Here is a 19,104-nt window from a genome sequence, read left to right on the forward strand (position 1 = left end):
TAAGCAGCAAAGAGAACTTTTCATCGTTCTCGCGCTGTACGCTTACCCGGAGCAACTTATGTCTTCCCCCAACGCAGCCTCCCTCCTGGCCGTTGACTATAGCGATGGTTTGTTGGATGCCCCCGGCTTAGAGGCCCTTTCGACAGGAATTGAAACAGCCCTTAGCACGCTTCAAGCCTGGACTCAAGAAAGCCGCTTTGAAGACCTATTTCCAACTTTTAATCAGTTGGGTTCTGACCCACCAAATTCATCGGAACTGCGATCGCTTCATCAAGCTTGGCAGGAAGGCAACTTTTCTCAGATTCCCACCCTTCAAATTCGCGCCGGAGCCGAGCTCGGTGGAGCCAAGGGAGCCTTCTCTAGCAGCCTGAAAACGATTTACCTCTCCTCAGATTTTATTCGAGCGAACGCAGCAAATTCACAAGCCATTGCGCGGGTGGTGTTAGAGGAGATTGGTCACGCCGTTGATGCCCAGATCAATCTGGCTGATACCCCTGGGGACGAAGGCGCGATTTTTGCAGCTCAGGTGCAGGGGCTAGCGCTCAGCCCCCAAGCGCTAGCCACGCTTCAGGCCGAAAACGATACCGCCACGCTGATGTTGGGCAGCCAAACTGTTGCGATAGAAAAGGCCGACCCCTACGCGGGCGGCAACCTAGATCAGTTTCAGGCGGGCCTAGACAGTTTCCTCGACACCCTAGAAGCCACTATTGACCAGGTGGTCTACGCCCAAAACCTGCCGCTGATTGGCTCAGCGCTACAGGAGGTGAGCGACAGCGCCGTGGATTTTGTGGCGGCTATGCGCGATGCGATCGCAACCCACCTTAGCAACCTAGACACCCTTACCACCGAAACCTTGGAGCAGGCCCTGATGCAGGCGCTGGGGCCAGAGGGTCTGGGCTGGCTGCAAACCCTGGAAGTAGTCGAAACCGCCGATGAACTCCAGTTCAACCTAGCCCTGAACCGAGACATCGTTGAGTTAGCGGGCACCGGCCTGGATCTAAACCTAGGCATTCCCGGCCTTAGTTTTGATGTGGATGGCAACGCTCAGCTGGGCGTGGGCTTTGGCTGGAACCTGCAGGTGGGTATGACTGCCACTGGGTTCTATGTCGATACCGCTGCTGCCGACGAACTTACCCTCAATCTAACCGCCACCGTGCCGGATCTCTCAGCCACAGGCACCCTGGGCTTTTTGCAGGTAGAGGTCGACGACAACGGCAGCCACATCACCAGCAACTTCAGTCTGGATTTGCAGGACTCAGGCGATGCCGACACGCGCCTGTCGCTGGCTGAGGTTGCGGATTTGAGCAACACCCTGGAGGCGTCTCTCAGCGGCAGCGCCAGTCTCAACACCAACGTGTCTACCGGCACCACGCTGCCCGTGCTGCCCAGCATTGGCACCAACCTGGTGGTGGACTGGCAGTTTCTCAATGCCACTCTAGACGGGGTACAGACCTTCAACCCAACGGTTTCCTTCAACAGCGTCACGGTGGATGCGGGGTCGCTTTTAGGTAACTTCTTGGGGCCAGTGCTGGACGGCATCAACCAAATTCTGGAGCCGCTAGAGCCCATCATCGACGCCCTCAACTTCGAGTTTCCCATCATTAACAAGACCACTATCGAATTTATTCCCATCCTCTTTGCTGCCTTTGGTGGGGAGTACAACGAAGAATCTCAGGAGTTTGTTGAAGCCGTTTCTACCGTGCTGGAAATCCTGGAGGTGATCGACAGCCTTTCTATCAGCGGCCAGACCATTACCTTGGGCGACTTTGGTTACAACACCCTGACTGACCAGATACTCGGCGAGGGTCTAGATGCTGTGGGTCAGCTGAGCGATCTGGGGGTAGACATCGGTGGCGGCACCCGGCTGGAGCTGCCGATCCTGAGCGACCCGACCAATGCGATTCGGCTGCTCCTGGGTCAGCCCGTAGACATTTTCAACTTTGAAATGCCGACTTTGGGGTTTGGAGTAAGCGCTACGCAGAAGTTTCGCATTCCCGCCTTTCCGCCCCTGTCGCTGACCCTCACCGAAAGCCTGGGCGCAGCGGCCAACTTTGGCTTTGGCTTCGACACCACTGGGCTGCAGGCTTTTCTAGACAGCGGCTACACTCAACCGGAGCTGATTGCTAACGGCTTTTACCTCTACACCCCGCCTGCCACCAATGCCCCAGATCCCATTGACGAGGATGCAGAATTCTTGGTGGGGCTTGGGGTCGGCATCGAGGGTGGCCTGCGGCTGACGGCGGGGCCAGTCTTTATCGAACCCAGAGGTGGTTTCATCGGTCAGATCTTTTTGGAACTGGAAGATGAAGATGGCGACGGCAGAACCTACGTGCCCGACTTTGCTAATCCTCCAGGCTGCCTGCTGACGCCCACTGGAAAGTTTGATGTGCGGCTGTCGCTGATTGTGGGCTTTGGCTTTGGTCGCTTCAGCATTGAGAAGAAGATTCCCCTGGCGAGAAAAACCGTTGCCGACTTTAGAGCAGGCTGTGACCCCTCCGACGAAGACCACCAGCAGGCCACTGTAGGCAACGGCGGCGAGGCTGCCCTAAGCATCGGCACAGCGGCCAGCAACTTGACCGGTATTACCGGCATTGAGGATAACGAAGTCTTCATCGTCAGCCATGTGTCGGGTATTGCTGGCAACGAAACCATCAGCATAGAAGCCTATGGCGCGAGCTGGACCTACGAAAACATCAGCTTAATCTCAGGCGACGCGGGCGCTGGGGACGACATTATCGACCTGACGGGTGTGCTGTCGGATGCCGATATTCAGGGCGGTGACGGCTTTGATGAGATTTACGGCGGCGAGGGCAACGACACCCTAGAGGGAGGCGACGGCAGCGATGTGATCGAGGGGGCAGGCGGCAATGACACCCTCCTAGGTGGCGACGGCAACGACTATCTCTCAGGCGGCGCTGGTACCAACGTGCTCGATGGCGGCGCTGACCTAGATACGGTGGACTACGCCAGCGCCGCCAGCAGCCTCACCATCGACATGATTGCCCAGCAAGCCTCTGGCGAGGGCGTTAACGACACCCTGATCAGCATTGAGCAAATCTTTGGCTCGCAGTTTGCCGACACGATTATTGGCAGCAACAGTACGGAGATTGGGGACATCATCAGCGGCAACGGCGGCGACGATGCCATCAGCGGTGGTGATGGCGATGACTTTTTGATCGGCGGAGCCGGAGCAGACACACTCGACGGTGGTGCGGGCACCGACGGCACCAGCTATATGGAAATGGAGGCCGAAGTCGAAGTCGATCTGCAAACAGGCCAAGTCTTCAGCGGCGGCAGCGATGCCGACGGCGACCAGTTGATTAATCTAGAGGATGTGCAGGGTACTCAGTACGACGACATTCTGCGGGGTGATGCGGAGGATAACTGGCTCCACGCGGCGGGTGGCGATGACGTGCTGGAGGGGCGCGCCGGAGCCGATACCCTCGATGGCGGCTTTGGTGAAGACTGGGCTGAGTACAGCGGCTCACCTCAGGGCGTGACGGTCAACCTCAACGCTGACCCGGTTCTAACAGGCTTTAGCTTCGCGGGTAAAGGCGGTCATGCGGAGGGCGACCGGCTGGCCATGGCCGGCGACAGCGAGGGCAATCCCACCGCGCGCAGTTCGATTGAAAACCTGCGGGGTTCGCTGTTTAATGACGATTTTACAGGAGACAGCAGCAGCAACCACCTTCAGGGACTGGCGGGCAATGATACGCTGCGCGGCGAAGGAGGCAACGACACGCTAGAAGGCGGTGTTGGGGCTGATGTTCTCGATGGGGGAACTGGAGGAGACTGGGCAGACTACAGCGCTTCGCCCCAGGCAGTAACGGTTAACCTGGCAACCAACAAGGCCAGCGGCGGCCATGCTCAGGGCGATACCTTTAGCAGCGTGGAGAACCTGCTCGGTACGCAAGCTGCAGACGATCTGCGGGGCAGTAAGGTTAGTAACGACATTAACCCGGGTCTCGCGATCATTGGCACTGATTATGTTAACGGCGGCGATCAAGTGGATGGTCGGGGTGATCGCCTAATCCTTGACTACAGCAGCGCCAGCACCAACTTATCCGGCGGCTACGACTACACAACCGGTAAGGCAGGCTCTGGTGAGTTCATTGGGGCGGTTAAGTTTGACGAGATTGAGCACCTCCAGGTGGTTGGTTCTGGCGGCAACGACACGATTCGCGCCGGGGCCGGAGATGACTTACTGGTGGCCGGAATCGGGGATGATAAGGTCTTTGGCGGGCAGGGCAACAACTTGATCTATGCCGATGACGGCAACGACCAGGTCACTAACCTGAATGATGCTTTCGGCAGTATCTTTTATACCCCCGACCGAGCGGAGCGGCCTACTTTTTGGATCGATGGCGGCACGGGTATTGATACCTTTTCGGGCAACTTGGCTCAGCGATTTGAAGACATCGTTCTGACCAGCACTGACCCGACTGTTGAAAATCCTGATCAGCTGTTGGTGTTGAGTGATGGTTCGATGATCCACCGCTTTGAGGTCTTTAAAGACTTACAAACGGGACAGGGAAATGACCAGATCACCCAGCTAGGTCGGGTCAACAATATCTTTAAGACCGGTAAGGGGGATGATGCGATCGCACCCGGTCTTGGGTTCGACGATATCGATGGCGGTCTCGACGGCTTCTCGTCGGGAGAGCACCCCATTCACGGCCAAGACCTGCTGATTTTAGACTATTCCACAGACGACACGGGCAGCGGCATTCTAGCCCAGCTTAACAGCCCCACCAATGCCTCTGACGGTGGCCGCTACTACCGCTTTAATGCTGCGGGCAATGCGCTACTCGACGAAGTCAAATTCAAGAGCATTGAGCAGTTTCACATCACCGGCACCCGCCAAAACGATGGGCTAGTCGGCGGCAGCTATGCGGATAAACTCTCCGGTCAAGACGGCGACGACGGCCTCTACGGAGCTGGCGGCAGCGACGCGCTCAGCGGTGGAGAGGGCAACGACTTGGTGATTGGCGGCTCTGGCGATGACCAGGTATTTGGCGATGGCGGCAATGACTTCCTGGTAGGCGGCAAAGGTAACGACGACCTGAGCGGTGGCGATGGCGGCGATGTACTGATCGGCATTGACTTTGGCAAGGTACCTTTCCCTGCCGAAGCCGAGATCGATATCTACACCGGCGGTGCGGGAGCCGATCAGTTTTGGCTGGGCGACGGCCTTTTCGTCTACTACGACGATGGCAATGGCCTCACCTCAGGCAGCACCAGTCAGGCGATGATCACCGACTTTAACGCTGCTGAGGGAGATATTATTCAGCTCCACGGTCAGGCCAGCGACTACCAGATTCAAACTCAAAACCAGGACACCTTGATCTATCGCAAGGCGTCTGTTCCGGAGCTAATCGGCACGGTACAGGGCAAAATCAACCTGGATTTGAGCGCTGACTACTTCCGCTATGTCGATGATAAGGTTAGCCCTCCCGGTAAGTCCCTGGTGCTGCCTGGTGACATTACCCTTGTCGGGATTGAGGAGCCGCTGCGAGAACGGCTGGGGCTGACCCAGCACAAGAGTAGTGCGAAGGCGTCTCTTCAGCCAGATCAGACGACCCTCAAAGTCAACGAGATTTCTCCAGCCCCAGCGACCACCGGGGTTGTCAAAATCGATCTGCCTGCGGCTAAGCTTGCTGATCTGTCCCCGGCGACCTTTACCGTTAGCCAGCAGAACAATGCGGCGGCGTTGGTCAACACTTTGCTGGGCAACACCAGTGGTCTGACAATTACCAAGGTGCAGTCAACGGGGGACGCCAGAGCTTTTGGTACCTTCCATCATGACCCCTTTGGCTTGGGCTCGGGCATCGTGCTCAGCACCGGCAGAGTGCAGGACTTGGTAGGGCAAAACCAGGAGGATGGCGGTTTGATCGGTGAGGCCAACGTGCCGCTCAAGTTCGTCCATCTGGGCGCGCAAAAGGATTTGGGCTTTGTCTCGCCTACGGTGCCAGGGGGATCTGAACCGATTGACGACTTCGTCAATCCCGGCAAAAACGGCTCCTCCGGCACCGGGATTTTCCGCGCCGATCTTTCTCAGATAGGCTTTGATCTGCAGTCTTTGACGATTGCCGACAGTGGCTTGGGGGTCGGCGGCGCGGGCGGCAGCCGCAGTGGTTTTGACCTGGCGGGCATCAAAATCAGCTCGGAGCGAATCGACAACGCCAGCAGCATTGACGACATTCCCGGCCTGGATCTGTTTGACTTTAGCTCGCTAGGGACATTTTTCACCCCCGGCACTCAGCGGGGCGGCGGCACTTTAGATCTGGCGGGTTCACTGCATGGGCAGGTGCATAATGCGATCGCAACCCTGGGCCAGTTTGACTTTGATGGTAGCGATACCGGTTTTCTCAGCTTGGGCGACGGCGGCAAAGTCGGCTTTAACTTGAAGCAGGCCGATCTGCCCGATGGCCCTCTCTATTTGTACGTGGGCGAAGCCGCCAACAACGGCGAATCTCTGGCGGGCAGCATCTCCGCCTCTACCCAGCGGATCAACGGCCAGCAGAGCCTCAGCACCGACCTGGGCCTTCCTGGCATCGCGGGCGATCAGACCAAGCTCTCCTTTAACTTCAGCGCCGACAGCAGCGTTGAGCAAGTCTACTTCCAATTTGTCTTTGGCTCTGAGGAGTTTGTCGAGTTCGGCGGCAGCGACTTCAACGACGCCTTTAGCCTCAAGCTCAACGGCCTCAACCTGGCGCGTCTTAGCGATAGCAAGACCGTCAACATCAACACCCTGGTGCCCAACGCCTTTGGCGACTACCACCCCGACTTCATCGACAACCGAGTAGACTCACCCGGCTCCGTTCACGCCCCTACCCAGCTCGACGGCTTTACTCAAGTCCTGACCTTTGTGGGCTCCGTTGCCCCCAACTCTAGAAACACCTTAGAGATTGAGGTCAGAGACGGGCGCGACGGCTGGCAAGACTCGGCGGTCTTCCTCAGAGCGGGCTCCTTCGGCACCCAGGAAACGCCTCTGGGCAAAGTGCGCATCATTCCCTCCAACTCTACTGGGCCTTTTGTTGCCGAAGCAGGGACTACCTACCCCTTCCAGGTAGTGCTGGAATCCGTCCCCCAGGAAGCCGTCACCATCACTATCACCCCCGACCGGCAGCTTGATTTGGGCCAGGGCGCGGGCAGGCCCACTAACCTTACCTTTACTCCCGACAACGCGCTGGTCGCGCAAACCGTCACCGTGGCCGCTTTTGACGACACCCTTAACGAAGCCGATCTGCACAGCGGCCTGCTGACCTTTGCCACCCAGAGTACAGACCCCAGCTACAACAGCTTGACTATTCCTGAGATGACCCTTGAGATTCGGGACAATGATTTCATTAGAGATAGATTGCTAGGGCGAGATTTCAACACGCCTCTGGTTGGTGAACAGGTTGCTCCGCTACCGCTGGTGGCCGCTCAAGGTTTAGCCTCGGCTGAACTCGTCACCCTTTTGGCTGCACCCATGTCTAACAACTCAGTTGCCGCTCTAGACGAATTAGATCTGCGGTTGGGCAGCCTTGATCCCAACCCAGTACTGCACCAAGCCGCTTTCCTTGATGGCCGCTTTCTTACCGCTGACGACCTGACTAGAGAGGTTCGAGGCGTTGGGTTTGTAGAGCTGACCCATACTGTTCAAAATGGGGCACTTGAGACTTGATGCCTGGCACCTGCCACACCATATGAGCAGTCATCGCTGCCACAAAGCGTCTGGAGGATGACTGAGGCCACTGCTTGCACTCTCAATCCACGCGCTTATTTAAGGAGATATGGGTCATGACTGCTCAAGTAGCCAATTTGGCAGTATTTCAGCGATCTTCACGCCTGGGAGGAACTGTAAAAACCTACAGCTGGGATTGGCAGGGCAAAACGCTGGAGGTGATTTATGAAACTGTAGGTGAGGGGCCAACCGTGCTGCTGCTACCTGCCCTTAGTACCGTTTCGACGCGGGCAGAGTTGGCGGTGATGGCGCAGGACCTAGTTCGCAATCCTAAGGGTTTCCAGGAGATCAGCTTGGGAACCTGACTACTGCCAAACTCGGGCCAGACTGGATTTGTTCAGGGCAGGGACAATGCGATCGCAGTCGTTGCACTTATGGTTTTGCTTACCATTGTGAATTCTGCCGTTTTTGACAACCTTTTTCGAGGCACAACCAGAGCAGCAAAGGGGTGTAGGGGCATGGGTAATCTAGCGAGCAGCATACTAGCGCTAACACCTCAGCTTTCATCACTGCAGCTTGCGCTAGAAATTATCCATCCTCTTTAGGACTACCCAATTTCGGCGGTGTAGCAGGTCCAGTCAGAACGGGATAGGGTTTTACCACAGACAGCGGGCTGGCGATTGCCCTGGTAAGCCACATAATTAAACACCAGCAGCGGCATACCCAGGGGCACCGACAAGTAATCGCTGAGTTCGTAGGTGGCCGGAATGCTGTTCAGGCTGACTGTGGCCGCGTTGAGAAGAATACCGTGTCTAACCAGAGTGCTATAGGTAAACCCCTGCTGGAGCTGATCGCCCAGGGCTGCGCCAGTAGCTTTGGGGTAGTAGACCACATCTAGGGCAATGGGCGTATCGTCGGCGTAGTAAATTTTTTCTTGCCTGTAGACTTCGGCGGTTTTATGAGTTAGTTGAAGATTGCGCGCCACCTCGACGGTTGGCTGGGTGAGTTGAAACTGCAGCGACTGTACCCTACTCTCATACCCTTGCTGCTCGATGGCCAAGTCGAAGAACGTCAGCGGATTGGCCATAGAAAAGCTGATCTTGTGCTGCTTGGTCACAAAGATGCCTCGCCCGCGCTGGGTGGTTACTAACCCCTGCTGAGTCAGATTGGCGATCGCTTTACGAATCGTCGTGCGGCTGACGCCAAAGAGCACACCCAAGTCAAATTCACTGGGCAACCGCTCCTCCGGTCCGTATACTCCCGCCTCAATTTTTTCCTTCAGCTTCTCTGAGACGACAATGTGCAGCGGCTGACTGCCGGTTTTTTGCTCACTAGGAACCATAAAGACTGTCATTGTTTGCCGATCCCGGATTGTAATCTTATCAGGAACTGAGGAGTTGAAAAGACCAGGAGGACCAGCCCTCAATGGCGCAGCGCAATTTGGGCGACTATTGCCAATCGTGAGGGAGACGGAGAGCCATGGGGCTGAAGACTCAACTGCCTCAGCCCGGCCGCTAGAACGCAGCCCAGCCAATCCGGCCTATGCGGCCACCAGCTGAAACCGGGCCAGCTTAAACAGGCTGGTGTCGTGGGGGGTATAACCGTCTATCGCTAAATCGGCTAGCATTTTGCCCATCAATGTCGTGAATTTGAAGCCATGTCCAGAGAAGCCCGCTCCGATCACCACCTGGGGGTGATTTGGATGCTGGTCAACGACAAACTGCTTGTCAGGGGTGAGGGTGTAGAGGCAGCGACGGGTAGATATCAGTGGCCCGGCGGCGTCGGGAATGTATTGTTTGGCGAAATCGCGAATCCGTTCTGTCCAATCCTGGCTGGGGGTGTAGTCGACCTGACTGGGTTTCTCGACGGTATCCCACCCATAGAAGGTCGTGATTTTGAGGCCAATACTGGGGTCTTCGTGGGGAATACCATAGGGCATTTCACCATAAGGGCCGTTCATGTGGGCAAAGAAAACCGGAAACTTGCCCGGCTCGAAGTCAGCAGGGGTACCGGGTTGGTAAAACCCTAGTTGGCAGGGCATGATTTTGAGCGGCAGATTAATGCCCTGATCGGCCAGTAGACTCTTGGCCCAACTGCCGACTGTGAGGACGATGCGATCGCAGCTAAAGGTTTCGCGGTCAGTGCGCACCTCTACCCCACTCTGGACGGGCATCACCGCTCGTACAGGCGTCTGATCCATCACTGTCGCACCACGCTCCTGGGCCAAACGGATGTGGGTCAAGACGCAGCGGGAAGCTCTCAGCAGCCCGGTATCGGCGTGAAATAGCCCCTCCATGCCATCCTCCAGGGCAAACTGAGGGTAGCGCTGGGCGATATCGGCTTTATCCAAGTGCTCATAGTCCAGGCCCGACGCATCCAGGCTAGCTTTCATCTGCTGGAAGGTATCGGTATCAGGAAAGCCAAAGTCGAGGCCACCGGTTTTCACATACAGCGATTCGCCAGCCTCCTCCTGCAGCGCAAACCAGAGGGGGTAGGCATCCCGCATCAGGTCAACATAAACGGGGTTGTCGTAGGTGTAGCGAATGACTCGAGAAAACCCGTAGGAGCTACCCTTTTGATGATTGAGCTCAAACTGCTCAAGCAGCAGCACCTTTTTCCCAGCTTTTGACAAATAATAGGCGGCCGCGCTGCCAACGCCGCCGACTCCAATCACAATCACATCAAAATGCTGCCCCATAACAATAAATAGACTCCTAACGAACTAGATAGAAGAGGCGAAACAAATAAATCATTGTTTGCACACCCCCGATTGGCAGGGGTGCAGCACGCTGCACCCCTGAGGGTTCTCTGCGGTCAACCGAGATGCTGAAATTCAGCTTTGGACTGTAACGCTAACGGACGACCGCCTGCTCAGCGGCTTCAGTTTCGAGAAGCTTTTGCCCCTCGTTAACCACCGCGTGCTCGTAGTGCAAGCCTTTGTGGATGCTGTAGCACATAATCAGCAACACCACTGCAAAGGGCAACCCGGTAGTAATAGAGGCCGTTTGCAGCGCCGACAGCCCACCACCCAGCAGGAGAGCCGCCGCAACAACGCCCTCAAGGACGGACCAAAAGACCCGCTGGGGAACCGGAGACTCTAACTTGCCGCCAGAGGTTAAGCTATCGACCACCAACGACCCCGAGTCGGACGAGGTGACAAAGAACACCACCACCAGCACAATACCCAAAAAGGAGGTAATGCCCGTCAGCGGTAGCTGTTGCAGCATGACAAACAGGGCGGTTGCCACATCTTCAGCCACCGCATCGCTCACCACCCCGCTGAGTCCGCCTAGCTCCATATTTAGCGCTGTGCCCCCAAACACCGACATCCACAAAAAGGTCAACATCGAAGGTAGCAATAGCACACCCAGAATGAATTGCCGCACAGTGCGCCCCCGAGAGATACGAGCAATAAAGATGCCGACAAAGGGCGACCAGGAAATCCACCAGCCCCAGTAAAACACAGTCCAGCCGCTCTGCCAGCCTGCCCCTGAGAACGATTCAGTCCAGAAACTCATAATCGGCAGAGAAGCGACGTAAAAACCTAAGTTCTCAACAAAAGAGCGGAGGATAAACACCGTTGGCCCTACCAGCAGGACAAACACCATCAGCGCTGCCGCCAAAATCATGTTGAGCTCGCTGAGGCGGCGGACGCCATTGCCTAAGCCAGACACAACAGAAGCGGTGGCAAACCCAGTAATAATGGCGATCAGCCCTACCTGAATCGGCGTACTCACCTCTACGCCAAACAGAAAATTCAGGCCTGCGTTGACTTGCTGCACCCCTAGCCCCAGCGATGTTGCTAAGCCAAATAAGGTCGAGGCCACCGCCAAAATATCAATAGCGTTGCCGGGCCAGCCGTAGATGCGCTCCCCTAGGAGAGGGTAAAATACAGAGCGAATCGTGAGCGGTAGGCCCCAATTAAAAGCGAAAAAGGCCAGGGAAAGGCCCACCAGAGTATAGATTCCCCAGGCGTGTAGCCCCCAGTGAAAGAACGTAATCGCCATCGCCTGCTGGGCAGCCCAAGCAGAGTTAGGCTCAATGGTACCCAGCATTGCCGGTGGGTCTTGAAAGTGATAAATGGGCTCAGCAACGCTCCAGAACATGAGGCCAATACCCATGCCAGCACTGATCAGCATGGCAATCCAGGCAAAGGTGGGAAATTCTGGTCGAGCATCGGGACCGCCCAAGCGTACATTGCCGAGTTTGCTGAAGGCAATGTAAATCGTGAAAATCAGAAAAAAGCTGACAGTTAAGATTAAAAACCAGCCCAACGTGCCTGCAATAAAGGCTTGAATAGCCCCAAAAGCCGATGCGGCTGGGTCTTGAAAGATCAGCGTAAACAACACGAACAGTAAAACTAGCCCCCCGGAAACTAGGAAGACCTCAGGGTGAAAATCAAACCCTTTGGTCGTGAGGTTGCGATCGCCCGGACGGCGAAGGCTATGGCGGGTAGGCGCATGAGCTGGCATCACGAAGGGATGCTCCATATGGCCATTTTGTCCTGAATCTGGTGAAGTCATATGAGTTAACAAGTTCGTAATAGATCAACAAGCGTCCGTAACATCCCTGGTCAGCGACTCATTCTTGCAAAGGTTAGTCAGCACCTGTCTTAAGGGTCCAGATAAAGCTTCAGTTCGATTAGCGGAGTTGATATTTTGTGATCATTAATTATTGCTGTCTAATTTTGCTCACCTTTGAATAAAGGCAGAAGCCTTATCAAAGAACTGAGATGCCCTATAACAGAAGTGTTACAGGCACTGATGTCCTTAACTTGGCAAAGCTTTCGCTTCAAAGCGTTCTTGCAGAAGCTGACTAGTCCATTAAGCTGCAAGAAATCAGACCGCCTAAGGCCAGAACTTAGCAAACTCTATTGACGCTGAGAATAATATCTACTGAACGGTGAAACTGTTTCGCTTGATACGGTTGTTACTATAAGTTTTGAAAGTCTGATACTTTAACCAGGATGTATTTGAGTTGAGCTTGATTTTTCTCTAAGCTGGCACAAGAATTTCTTTTGCATTTCAAGATGTATCCTGGGAATCGTTAGTACTCCATGACTAAAAAACCTTCAAAGTGTTACACAGAGAACAATCTTGCTCTTTCTAAAACATTACCGTTCAAATACAACTTGTAATTACAAGTCTTGAAAATGAGTTAATGACTTGTAGTGACAGGTTGTAAAAGTGGGCTTTGGCTTATCCGCATGAGTTTGATTGGGTCGCCAGCCCGAGTGATCGCTTCAAAACTGTCTTGAAAACTCTCCATACATCTGTTGAGGCGGACTATGACCCCGGAAGATATCGCTAGCTCCCTGCCCGATCTGAACCCTGTGGAACATCGTGAGACCTATTGGGCGGCGGGCGTACAGCGAGAGTTACCGGTCATTCACTTAGATGACTATCGGCACCCCGGATTATCGGCAGAAGCTTATACCAGCACTCGCTATCTCGAGCGGGAGCGAGCCACTGTGTTTAGCCAGTATTGGGTGTGTGTAGGTCTGGCGTCTGATGTGCCCAATCCGGGCGATGTGTACCCCACGGAGATCGCGGGTATGCCGATCGCGCTGGTGCGCGATCGCACCGGTACCCTACGCGCCTTTCACAATATCTGCAGTCACCGGGGTCTGCAGCTCATCGATAAATCCTGCAATGTGCAGGGCAATCTGCGCTGCCCCTATCACTCGTGGGCCTACAAGCTGGACGGTAGCCTCAAAAGCACCCCCCATTTTGGCGGCTACCACAAAGATACTTACGACGGGTTTGACCGCGAGAGCAGGGGGCTGTCTGCCATCCGCTGCGACCAGTGGCTCGATCTCGTATTCGTTAACCTGTCTGGAGATGCGCCTCCGCTAGAGCAGTATCTAGCCCCGGTAATTGAGCGCTGGTCAACCTACGATTTCAGCCAGCTGCGCCGAGAACCCCGCGAGGTCAGCCTGCAATGCAAAGCTAACTGGAAGCTAGCGGTCGAAAACTTCTCCGAAAGCTACCACCTGAGTTGGGTACACCCCGCCCTCAACAGCTGCTCGCGTATGGAAGACCACTTCGGCTTCGAAGTGGGGGGCATGCATGTCGGGCAGGGTAGTTTGCTGTACAGGAGTGGGGAAATCGAGGGGCGATCGCTGCCCACCTTTCCCAACCTAGATGCCCACCACAAAGCAACGGTCGCTGAATACATCACCGTCTTTCCCAACCTCATGGTGGGCGTTCATCCCGACTATTTTCTGGTATTTACCGCCAACCCCATCAGTCCCGGCAAAACTCAAGAGCGCATGACGTTTTACTTCGTTGGCGACGAAGCCATGACTCCCGAAAACGAGGCCCTGCGCCACCTGCCCATCGACCTTTGGAAAGACACCAACGACGAAGACATCGACATGATCGAGCGCATGCAGGTAGGCCGCAAATCTCCCCGCTTTGACGGCGGCTGTTTTTCTCCGGAGCTAGAAAAAACTGTCTATCGCTTTCAGCAAATGGTGGCCAAGGCGATAGAGGGGTAGAGGGGTTTACGTTTTGCAGTCTGAGTTTTGAATCTTGAACTCAAAATTCCAATACTCAACCCTCCAAGTTTCCTCACGCTTTCACCTACCGGCTCATCCCCCTCCCACTCACCGGAGACCCCTTATGCAATCTACCGCTACTCTCGTTGTCATCGGTGCAGGCATCGTCGGCTGTAGCACCGCTTATCACCTCGCTAAACTGGGCTGGAAAAACATTGTTGTGGTTGAACAAGGCCCGCTCTTCGCCACGGGCGGCTCTACCTCCCACGCTCCCGGCCTTGTCTTTCAAACGAATTCGTCTAAAACCATGACCCAGCTGGCACAGTACACCATTGAGCTGTACAGCCAGCTCAGCACCGACGAAGGCCCCGCTTTTTATCCTGTCGGCGGTGTCGAAGTTGCCTACACCCAAGAACGCATGGCCGAACTTCAGCGCAAGCTAGGCTGGGCAAAATCTTGGGGCGTTGAGGGAGCCTGTCTGCTCACCCCCGCCGAGGTCAAAGCCAAAGTACCCCTGGTCGATGAAACGAAAGTGCTCGGGGGGTATTTTGTGGCCACCGATGGTATTGCCAAAGCGCTGCGGGCGGCGGAAGCAATGGCCAACTGTGCCAAAGAAGCTGGCGCGGCAGAATTCTACGGCCACACTACGGTCATGGATATCGAGGTGGTAGACGGGCGAGTAAAGGGCGTTGTTACAGACAAAGGCCGCATTGAAACCGACAACGTGCTGGTCTGTGCTGGTATCTGGGGGCCGCGCATCGGGCGTATGGTGGGCGAGGTGATTCCCCTCACTCCGGTGCAGCACCAGTACGTGAAAACTGCGCCGATTCCAGAGCTGGCGGGAATGACGAAAGAAGTCACCTATCCTATGGTGCGCCACCAAGATCGCGCCATGTACTTTCGGCAGCACGGCGACTGCTGGGGGATTGGCTCCTATCAGCACGAGCCGCTGCTGGTGGATCCGGACAACATTCTGCCTTACGCCGAAGCCCCGATAATGCCCTCGGTGCGTCCTTTTACCGAAGAACACTTTGGCCCCGCCTGGGAGTCTACTAAGGAGCTATTCCCTGCCCTTGAAGGGGCGGAAATAACCTACAAAATCAATGGCATGTTCTCCTTCACCCCCGACGGCGGCTCGGTGGTGGGCGAGTCTACCCAAACGAAAGGCTTCTGGGTTGCCGAGGCGGTATGGGTTACCCACGGGGGCGGGGTTGGCAAAATTGTGGCAGAGCTGATGACGACCGGGATTCCCAGTCTTGATATTCACGAAATGGATATCAACCGCTTTTCTAGCATGTGTAAAAGTGCCGACTACATCGTTCGGGCCGGAGCCCAGCAGTACGATGAGGTGTACGACATTATTCACCCGCTGGATCAGCAGACCTACTCGCGGGAACTGCGAGTTAGCCCGTTCTATCCTCGTTTGCAGGCGTTGGGTGCCCAGTTTATCTTCAGCGCTGGGTGGGAGCGGCCCCAGTGGTTTGAGGCCAATGCGGATCTATTAAATCAGTACGCCATTCCTCAGCGTCAGGGCTGGGCGGCAAAGAACTGGTCGCCGATTCAGGGGGCGGAGCATTTCGCCACACGAGAAAGAGCGGCCCTGTATGACCTTACTCCCTTCGCCAAATTTGAGCTGACGGGGCCGGGCGTCGTGGACTACTTGCAGCACCTCTGCGCTAACGACATCGACAAGCCCGTGGGCAAGGTGATCTACACCGCCATGCTGGATGCCAACGGCGGAATCATGTGCGACCTGACCGTGAGCCGCCTGGGGGTCGAAAAGTACTGGGTGGTAACGGGTGGGTCTGTCCACGGCCACGACCTGGCCTGGATGCAGTCGCACCTGCCGGAGGATGGCTCGGTGCGCATTGTCGATGTTTCTTCTAGCTACTGCTGTGTGGGGTTGTGGGGGCCGAAAGCACCCGAGATTTTACAGGCCGTCACCCAAACCGATATCTCTAAGCCCAAATTTAAGTTCTTTACTAACCAGCGCCTATACATCGGCAATATTCCGGTGCTGGCGGTGCGGGTATCGTACGTGGGTGAGGAGGGGTGGGAAATCTACGCGCCGACCGAATCGGGACTGAAATTATGGGATACGCTGTGGGCAGCGGGTCAACCCCACGGCCTGATTGCCGCTGGCCTGGGTGCGTTTGAAAGCCTGCGCTTGGAGAAGGGCTTTTTGCTCTGGGGCAGCGATATTCACACCGAGTACGACCCCTACGAGGCGGGGCTAGACTTTGCGGTGAAGCCTAACAAGGGCAGCTTTATCGGCCGGGAGGCTCTGCTCCAGCGCAGGGAGTATGCCAGCCGCCAGCTCTGCTTTTTGACGCTGGATGACCCGACGGCAGTTGTGATGGGTAAGGAGCCCGTGCTGGCCGATGGCAAAGTGCTGGGTTACGTGACCAGCGCAGGCTATGGCTACAGTTTGGGGCGCTGCGTAGCCTACGCTTACCTGCCGCTGAGCTACGCCACCCGCGGTACCTCAGTGGAGGTGGAATATTTTGGTCAATTGCTACCGGCAACGGTCGTGGAGAAGCTGCTATAGACCGCACCATAGGGGCATTCGCGGCCCGCAAAATTCGGCGAAATTCCTAGATTGTGCTGATAGACGCCAGGCACCGCACCTCTGGAGAGGTTTGCTGCGCTTAATTTAGTTATCGGTCAGCCGGTGCTGGAGGTGGCTTCCATAGAAATTGTTCACGCTTATGGAGGGATGATGCGATGCTGTTTTCCATTGAAGTGACGCCAGCGGTCGAGGTTGCCAAGCTGCCTCCCAACCTGCGGGAGGTATCGATTACGTACTTGCCGGGAGCCGACCATCGCGCCGTGGTAGCTCAGGCAGCGCGGTTGAGAGCTCTCGGACATGAGCCGATTCCCCATGTACCGGCCCGCAGCTTTCGCGATCGCACCCACCTTTTCAATTACCTGGATGCGCTCAAATCCGAAGCCGACATCCGTCAGGTGTTGCTCATCGGCGGCAGCCGCGATCGCCCCCTGGGGCCGTTCGCCTCGACCCTCGACCTGCTCGAAACAGGCTTTTTTGAAGGGCTACGGATTGGGGTGGCGGGGCATCCAGAGGGAATGCCAGGGCTGAGTGATCAGGAGTGCGATCGCATTCTCGCCCTCAAAAACCAGTACGCCCGCGATACCGGCACCGACATGTTTGTGATGACTCAGTGGTCGCTGAATGTTGCCACCATCCACGCCTGGCTCGATCGGATTGCCCCTTTTAATACGCTTCCCATCTATCTGGGCATTCCTGGCCCTACCACCCCTGCCATGCTACTCAAGTTCGCCCAGATCTGCGGCGTAAAAACCAGTTTGCTGGGGTTACGCCATCAGTCGGCCCGCCTCGGTCAGCTCTTAACGGTGCAAACGCCCGATTACTTAGTGGATGCTCTGAGCGATGGTCCTAAAGGACCAGTCTCCGACCATCGCATCGATCATTTCCACATTTATACCTTTGGCGGACTGCAGCGTTCCCTGAACTGGTTAGCCACTCGACCCTCACAACCACTCACCCTCGCCTGATACCCGCTCCCCTATCCCTACGCCCATGTCTATCAGCGTTTTCGACATCTTCAAAATCGGCATTGGCCCCTCCAGTTCCCACACTGTTGGCCCAATGAAAGCCGCCCGGCGGTTTGCCCAGGGCTTGGCTACCGATGGATTGTTGCCCCAGGTCAAACGCCTTCAAATCGATTTGCACGGCTCTCTGGGAGCCACCGGGCGTGGACATGGCAGCGATCGCGCCGCTCTACTAGGGCTGGAGGGCGAAGCTCCCGATTGTATTAACCCCGCCTTGGTGGACGGGCACCTGCAGCGCATCAACAGGACGGGAGCACTCTGGGTGCTGCGGCAGCATGCGATCGCATTTCACGAAAAAACTGACCTGCTGCTGCACTGGCGACCCCTGCCCTACCACCCAAACGGCATGGTCTTTACGGCCTTTGACAACGCTGGTGACCGGCTGCGGCAGCGCACCTACTACTCCATTGGCGGTGGGTTTGTGGTAGACGAGCACGCCGCCTGCCTCGATCGCCGCCAGCTGCATCACTCGCCCCTGCCCTACCCGATTACCAGTGCCCACAACCTGCTGAACCTGTGCCAGCGCGATCGCCTCTCCATCAGTCAGCTCATGCTTGCCAACGAACAAGTTTGGCGCTCCGAAGCCGAAATCAGAGCCGGACTGTTAAGGCTGTGGCAGGTGATGCAAGACTGCGTTGAGCGGGGCTGCCACACCGACGGCATCTTACCTGGCGGGCTCAAGGTCAAGCGCCGCGCCGCTGAGCTGTACCGTCAGCTCAAGCAGCGCTCAGATCATGCTTTAGCCGACCCGCTCAGCATTATGGACTGGGTGAACCTGTACGCGATGGCCGTCAACGAAGAAAATGCGGCGGGTGGGCGAGTCGTCACGGCCCCCACCAACGGTGCAGCGGGCATTATTCCGGCGATACTGCACTACTACAGCCGCTTTTGCCCCCAGGCCAGCGATGACGGCATCGTACGATTTTTGCTGGTAGCAGGTGCGATCGCTATTCTCTACCAAGAAAACGCCTCTATCTCTGGGGCCGATGTGGGCTGTCAGGGCGAAGTCGGCGTGGCCTGCTCTATGGCGGCCGGTGCCCTGACCGAAGTGCTGGGCGGTACCCCAGAGCAGGTCGAAAACGCTGCCGAAATTGGGATGGAGCACAACCTGGGGCTGACCTGCGACCCCGTGGGCGGGCTGGTACAGGTGCCCTGCATCGAGCGCAACGCCATGGGTGCCATTAAAGCGATCAACGCGGCGCGTATGGCCCTAAAAGGCGACGGGCAGCACTGCGTTCACCTCGATAAGGTGATCAAAACCATGCGCGACACGGGCCACGACATGCATGAAAAGTACAAAGAAACCTCGCGCGGCGGTCTGGCTGTTAACGTGATCGAATGCTAA

At 56.2% G+C, this 19,104-nt stretch carries 10 protein-coding genes; 7 read left to right on the plus strand and 3 right to left on the minus strand.

Annotation, left to right across the window (positions count from 1 at the left end; genetic code table 11):
• The first annotated feature begins 58 nt into the window (after positions 1-58).
• Positions 59-7,669, plus strand: coding sequence for a choice-of-anchor L domain-containing protein (locus tag H6G13_RS12395; protein ID WP_190483520.1), 7,611 nt, complete (start codon positions 59-61; stop codon positions 7,667-7,669).
• A 116-nt stretch (positions 7,670-7,785) separates the two neighbouring features.
• On the plus strand, positions 7,786-8,034 hold the full coding sequence (locus H6G13_RS12400; protein WP_190483521.1) for a hypothetical protein: 249 nt from the start codon (positions 7,786-7,788) through the stop codon (positions 8,032-8,034).
• A 242-nt stretch (positions 8,035-8,276) separates the two neighbouring features.
• Here H6G13_RS12400 and H6G13_RS12405 read toward each other — a convergent pair whose 3' ends face one another.
• Positions 8,277-9,023, minus strand: coding sequence for a GntR family transcriptional regulator (locus H6G13_RS12405; RefSeq protein ID WP_199305870.1), 747 nt, complete (start codon positions 9,021-9,023; stop codon positions 8,277-8,279).
• A 43-nt stretch (positions 9,024-9,066) separates the two neighbouring features.
• Here H6G13_RS12405 and H6G13_RS12410 point away from each other — a divergent pair, with 43 nt between their 5' ends.
• Positions 9,067-9,228 carry a hypothetical protein gene (locus tag H6G13_RS12410; protein ID WP_190483522.1) on the plus strand — a complete coding sequence of 54 codons (162 nt, stop codon included), beginning with the start codon at positions 9,067-9,069 and terminating at the stop codon, positions 9,226-9,228.
• Here the strand turns inward: H6G13_RS12410 and solA are convergent.
• Positions 9,210-10,367, minus strand: coding sequence for an N-methyl-L-tryptophan oxidase (solA, locus tag H6G13_RS12415; RefSeq protein WP_190483523.1), 1,158 nt, complete (start codon positions 10,365-10,367; stop codon positions 9,210-9,212). The two genes, H6G13_RS12410 and solA, sit on opposite strands and share 19 nt — an antisense overlap.
• Positions 10,368-10,521: 154 nt before the next feature.
• Positions 10,522-12,141 carry a BCCT family transporter gene (locus H6G13_RS12420; protein WP_190483558.1) on the minus strand — a complete coding sequence of 540 codons (1,620 nt, stop codon included), beginning with the start codon at positions 12,139-12,141 and terminating at the stop codon, positions 10,522-10,524.
• Between the two features lie 815 nt (positions 12,142-12,956).
• Between H6G13_RS12420 and H6G13_RS12425 the strand changes: the two genes are divergently transcribed.
• From H6G13_RS12425 to H6G13_RS12440, 4 genes are all read left to right on the plus strand, one after another.
• Positions 12,957-14,168 carry an aromatic ring-hydroxylating dioxygenase subunit alpha gene (locus tag H6G13_RS12425; RefSeq protein ID WP_190483524.1) on the plus strand — a complete coding sequence of 404 codons (1,212 nt, stop codon included), beginning with the start codon at positions 12,957-12,959 and terminating at the stop codon, positions 14,166-14,168.
• Between the two features lie 124 nt (positions 14,169-14,292).
• Positions 14,293-16,716, plus strand: coding sequence for an FAD-dependent oxidoreductase (locus H6G13_RS12430; protein ID WP_190483525.1), 2,424 nt, complete (start codon positions 14,293-14,295; stop codon positions 16,714-16,716).
• Positions 16,717-16,892: 176 nt separating this feature from the next.
• Positions 16,893-17,702 (plus strand): metFprotein, encoded by an 810-nt coding sequence (locus tag H6G13_RS12435; RefSeq protein ID WP_190483526.1) that lies wholly within the window; start codon positions 16,893-16,895, stop codon positions 17,700-17,702.
• Between the two features lie 25 nt (positions 17,703-17,727).
• Positions 17,728-19,104: an L-serine ammonia-lyase gene (locus tag H6G13_RS12440; protein ID WP_190483527.1), complete on the plus strand. Its 1,377-nt coding sequence runs from the start codon at positions 17,728-17,730 to the stop codon at positions 19,102-19,104.

This window comes from Pseudanabaena sp. FACHB-2040, assembly GCF_014696715.1.
In the GTDB taxonomy this organism is placed as follows: Bacteria; Cyanobacteriota; Cyanobacteriia; order Phormidesmidales; family Phormidesmidaceae; genus JACVSF01.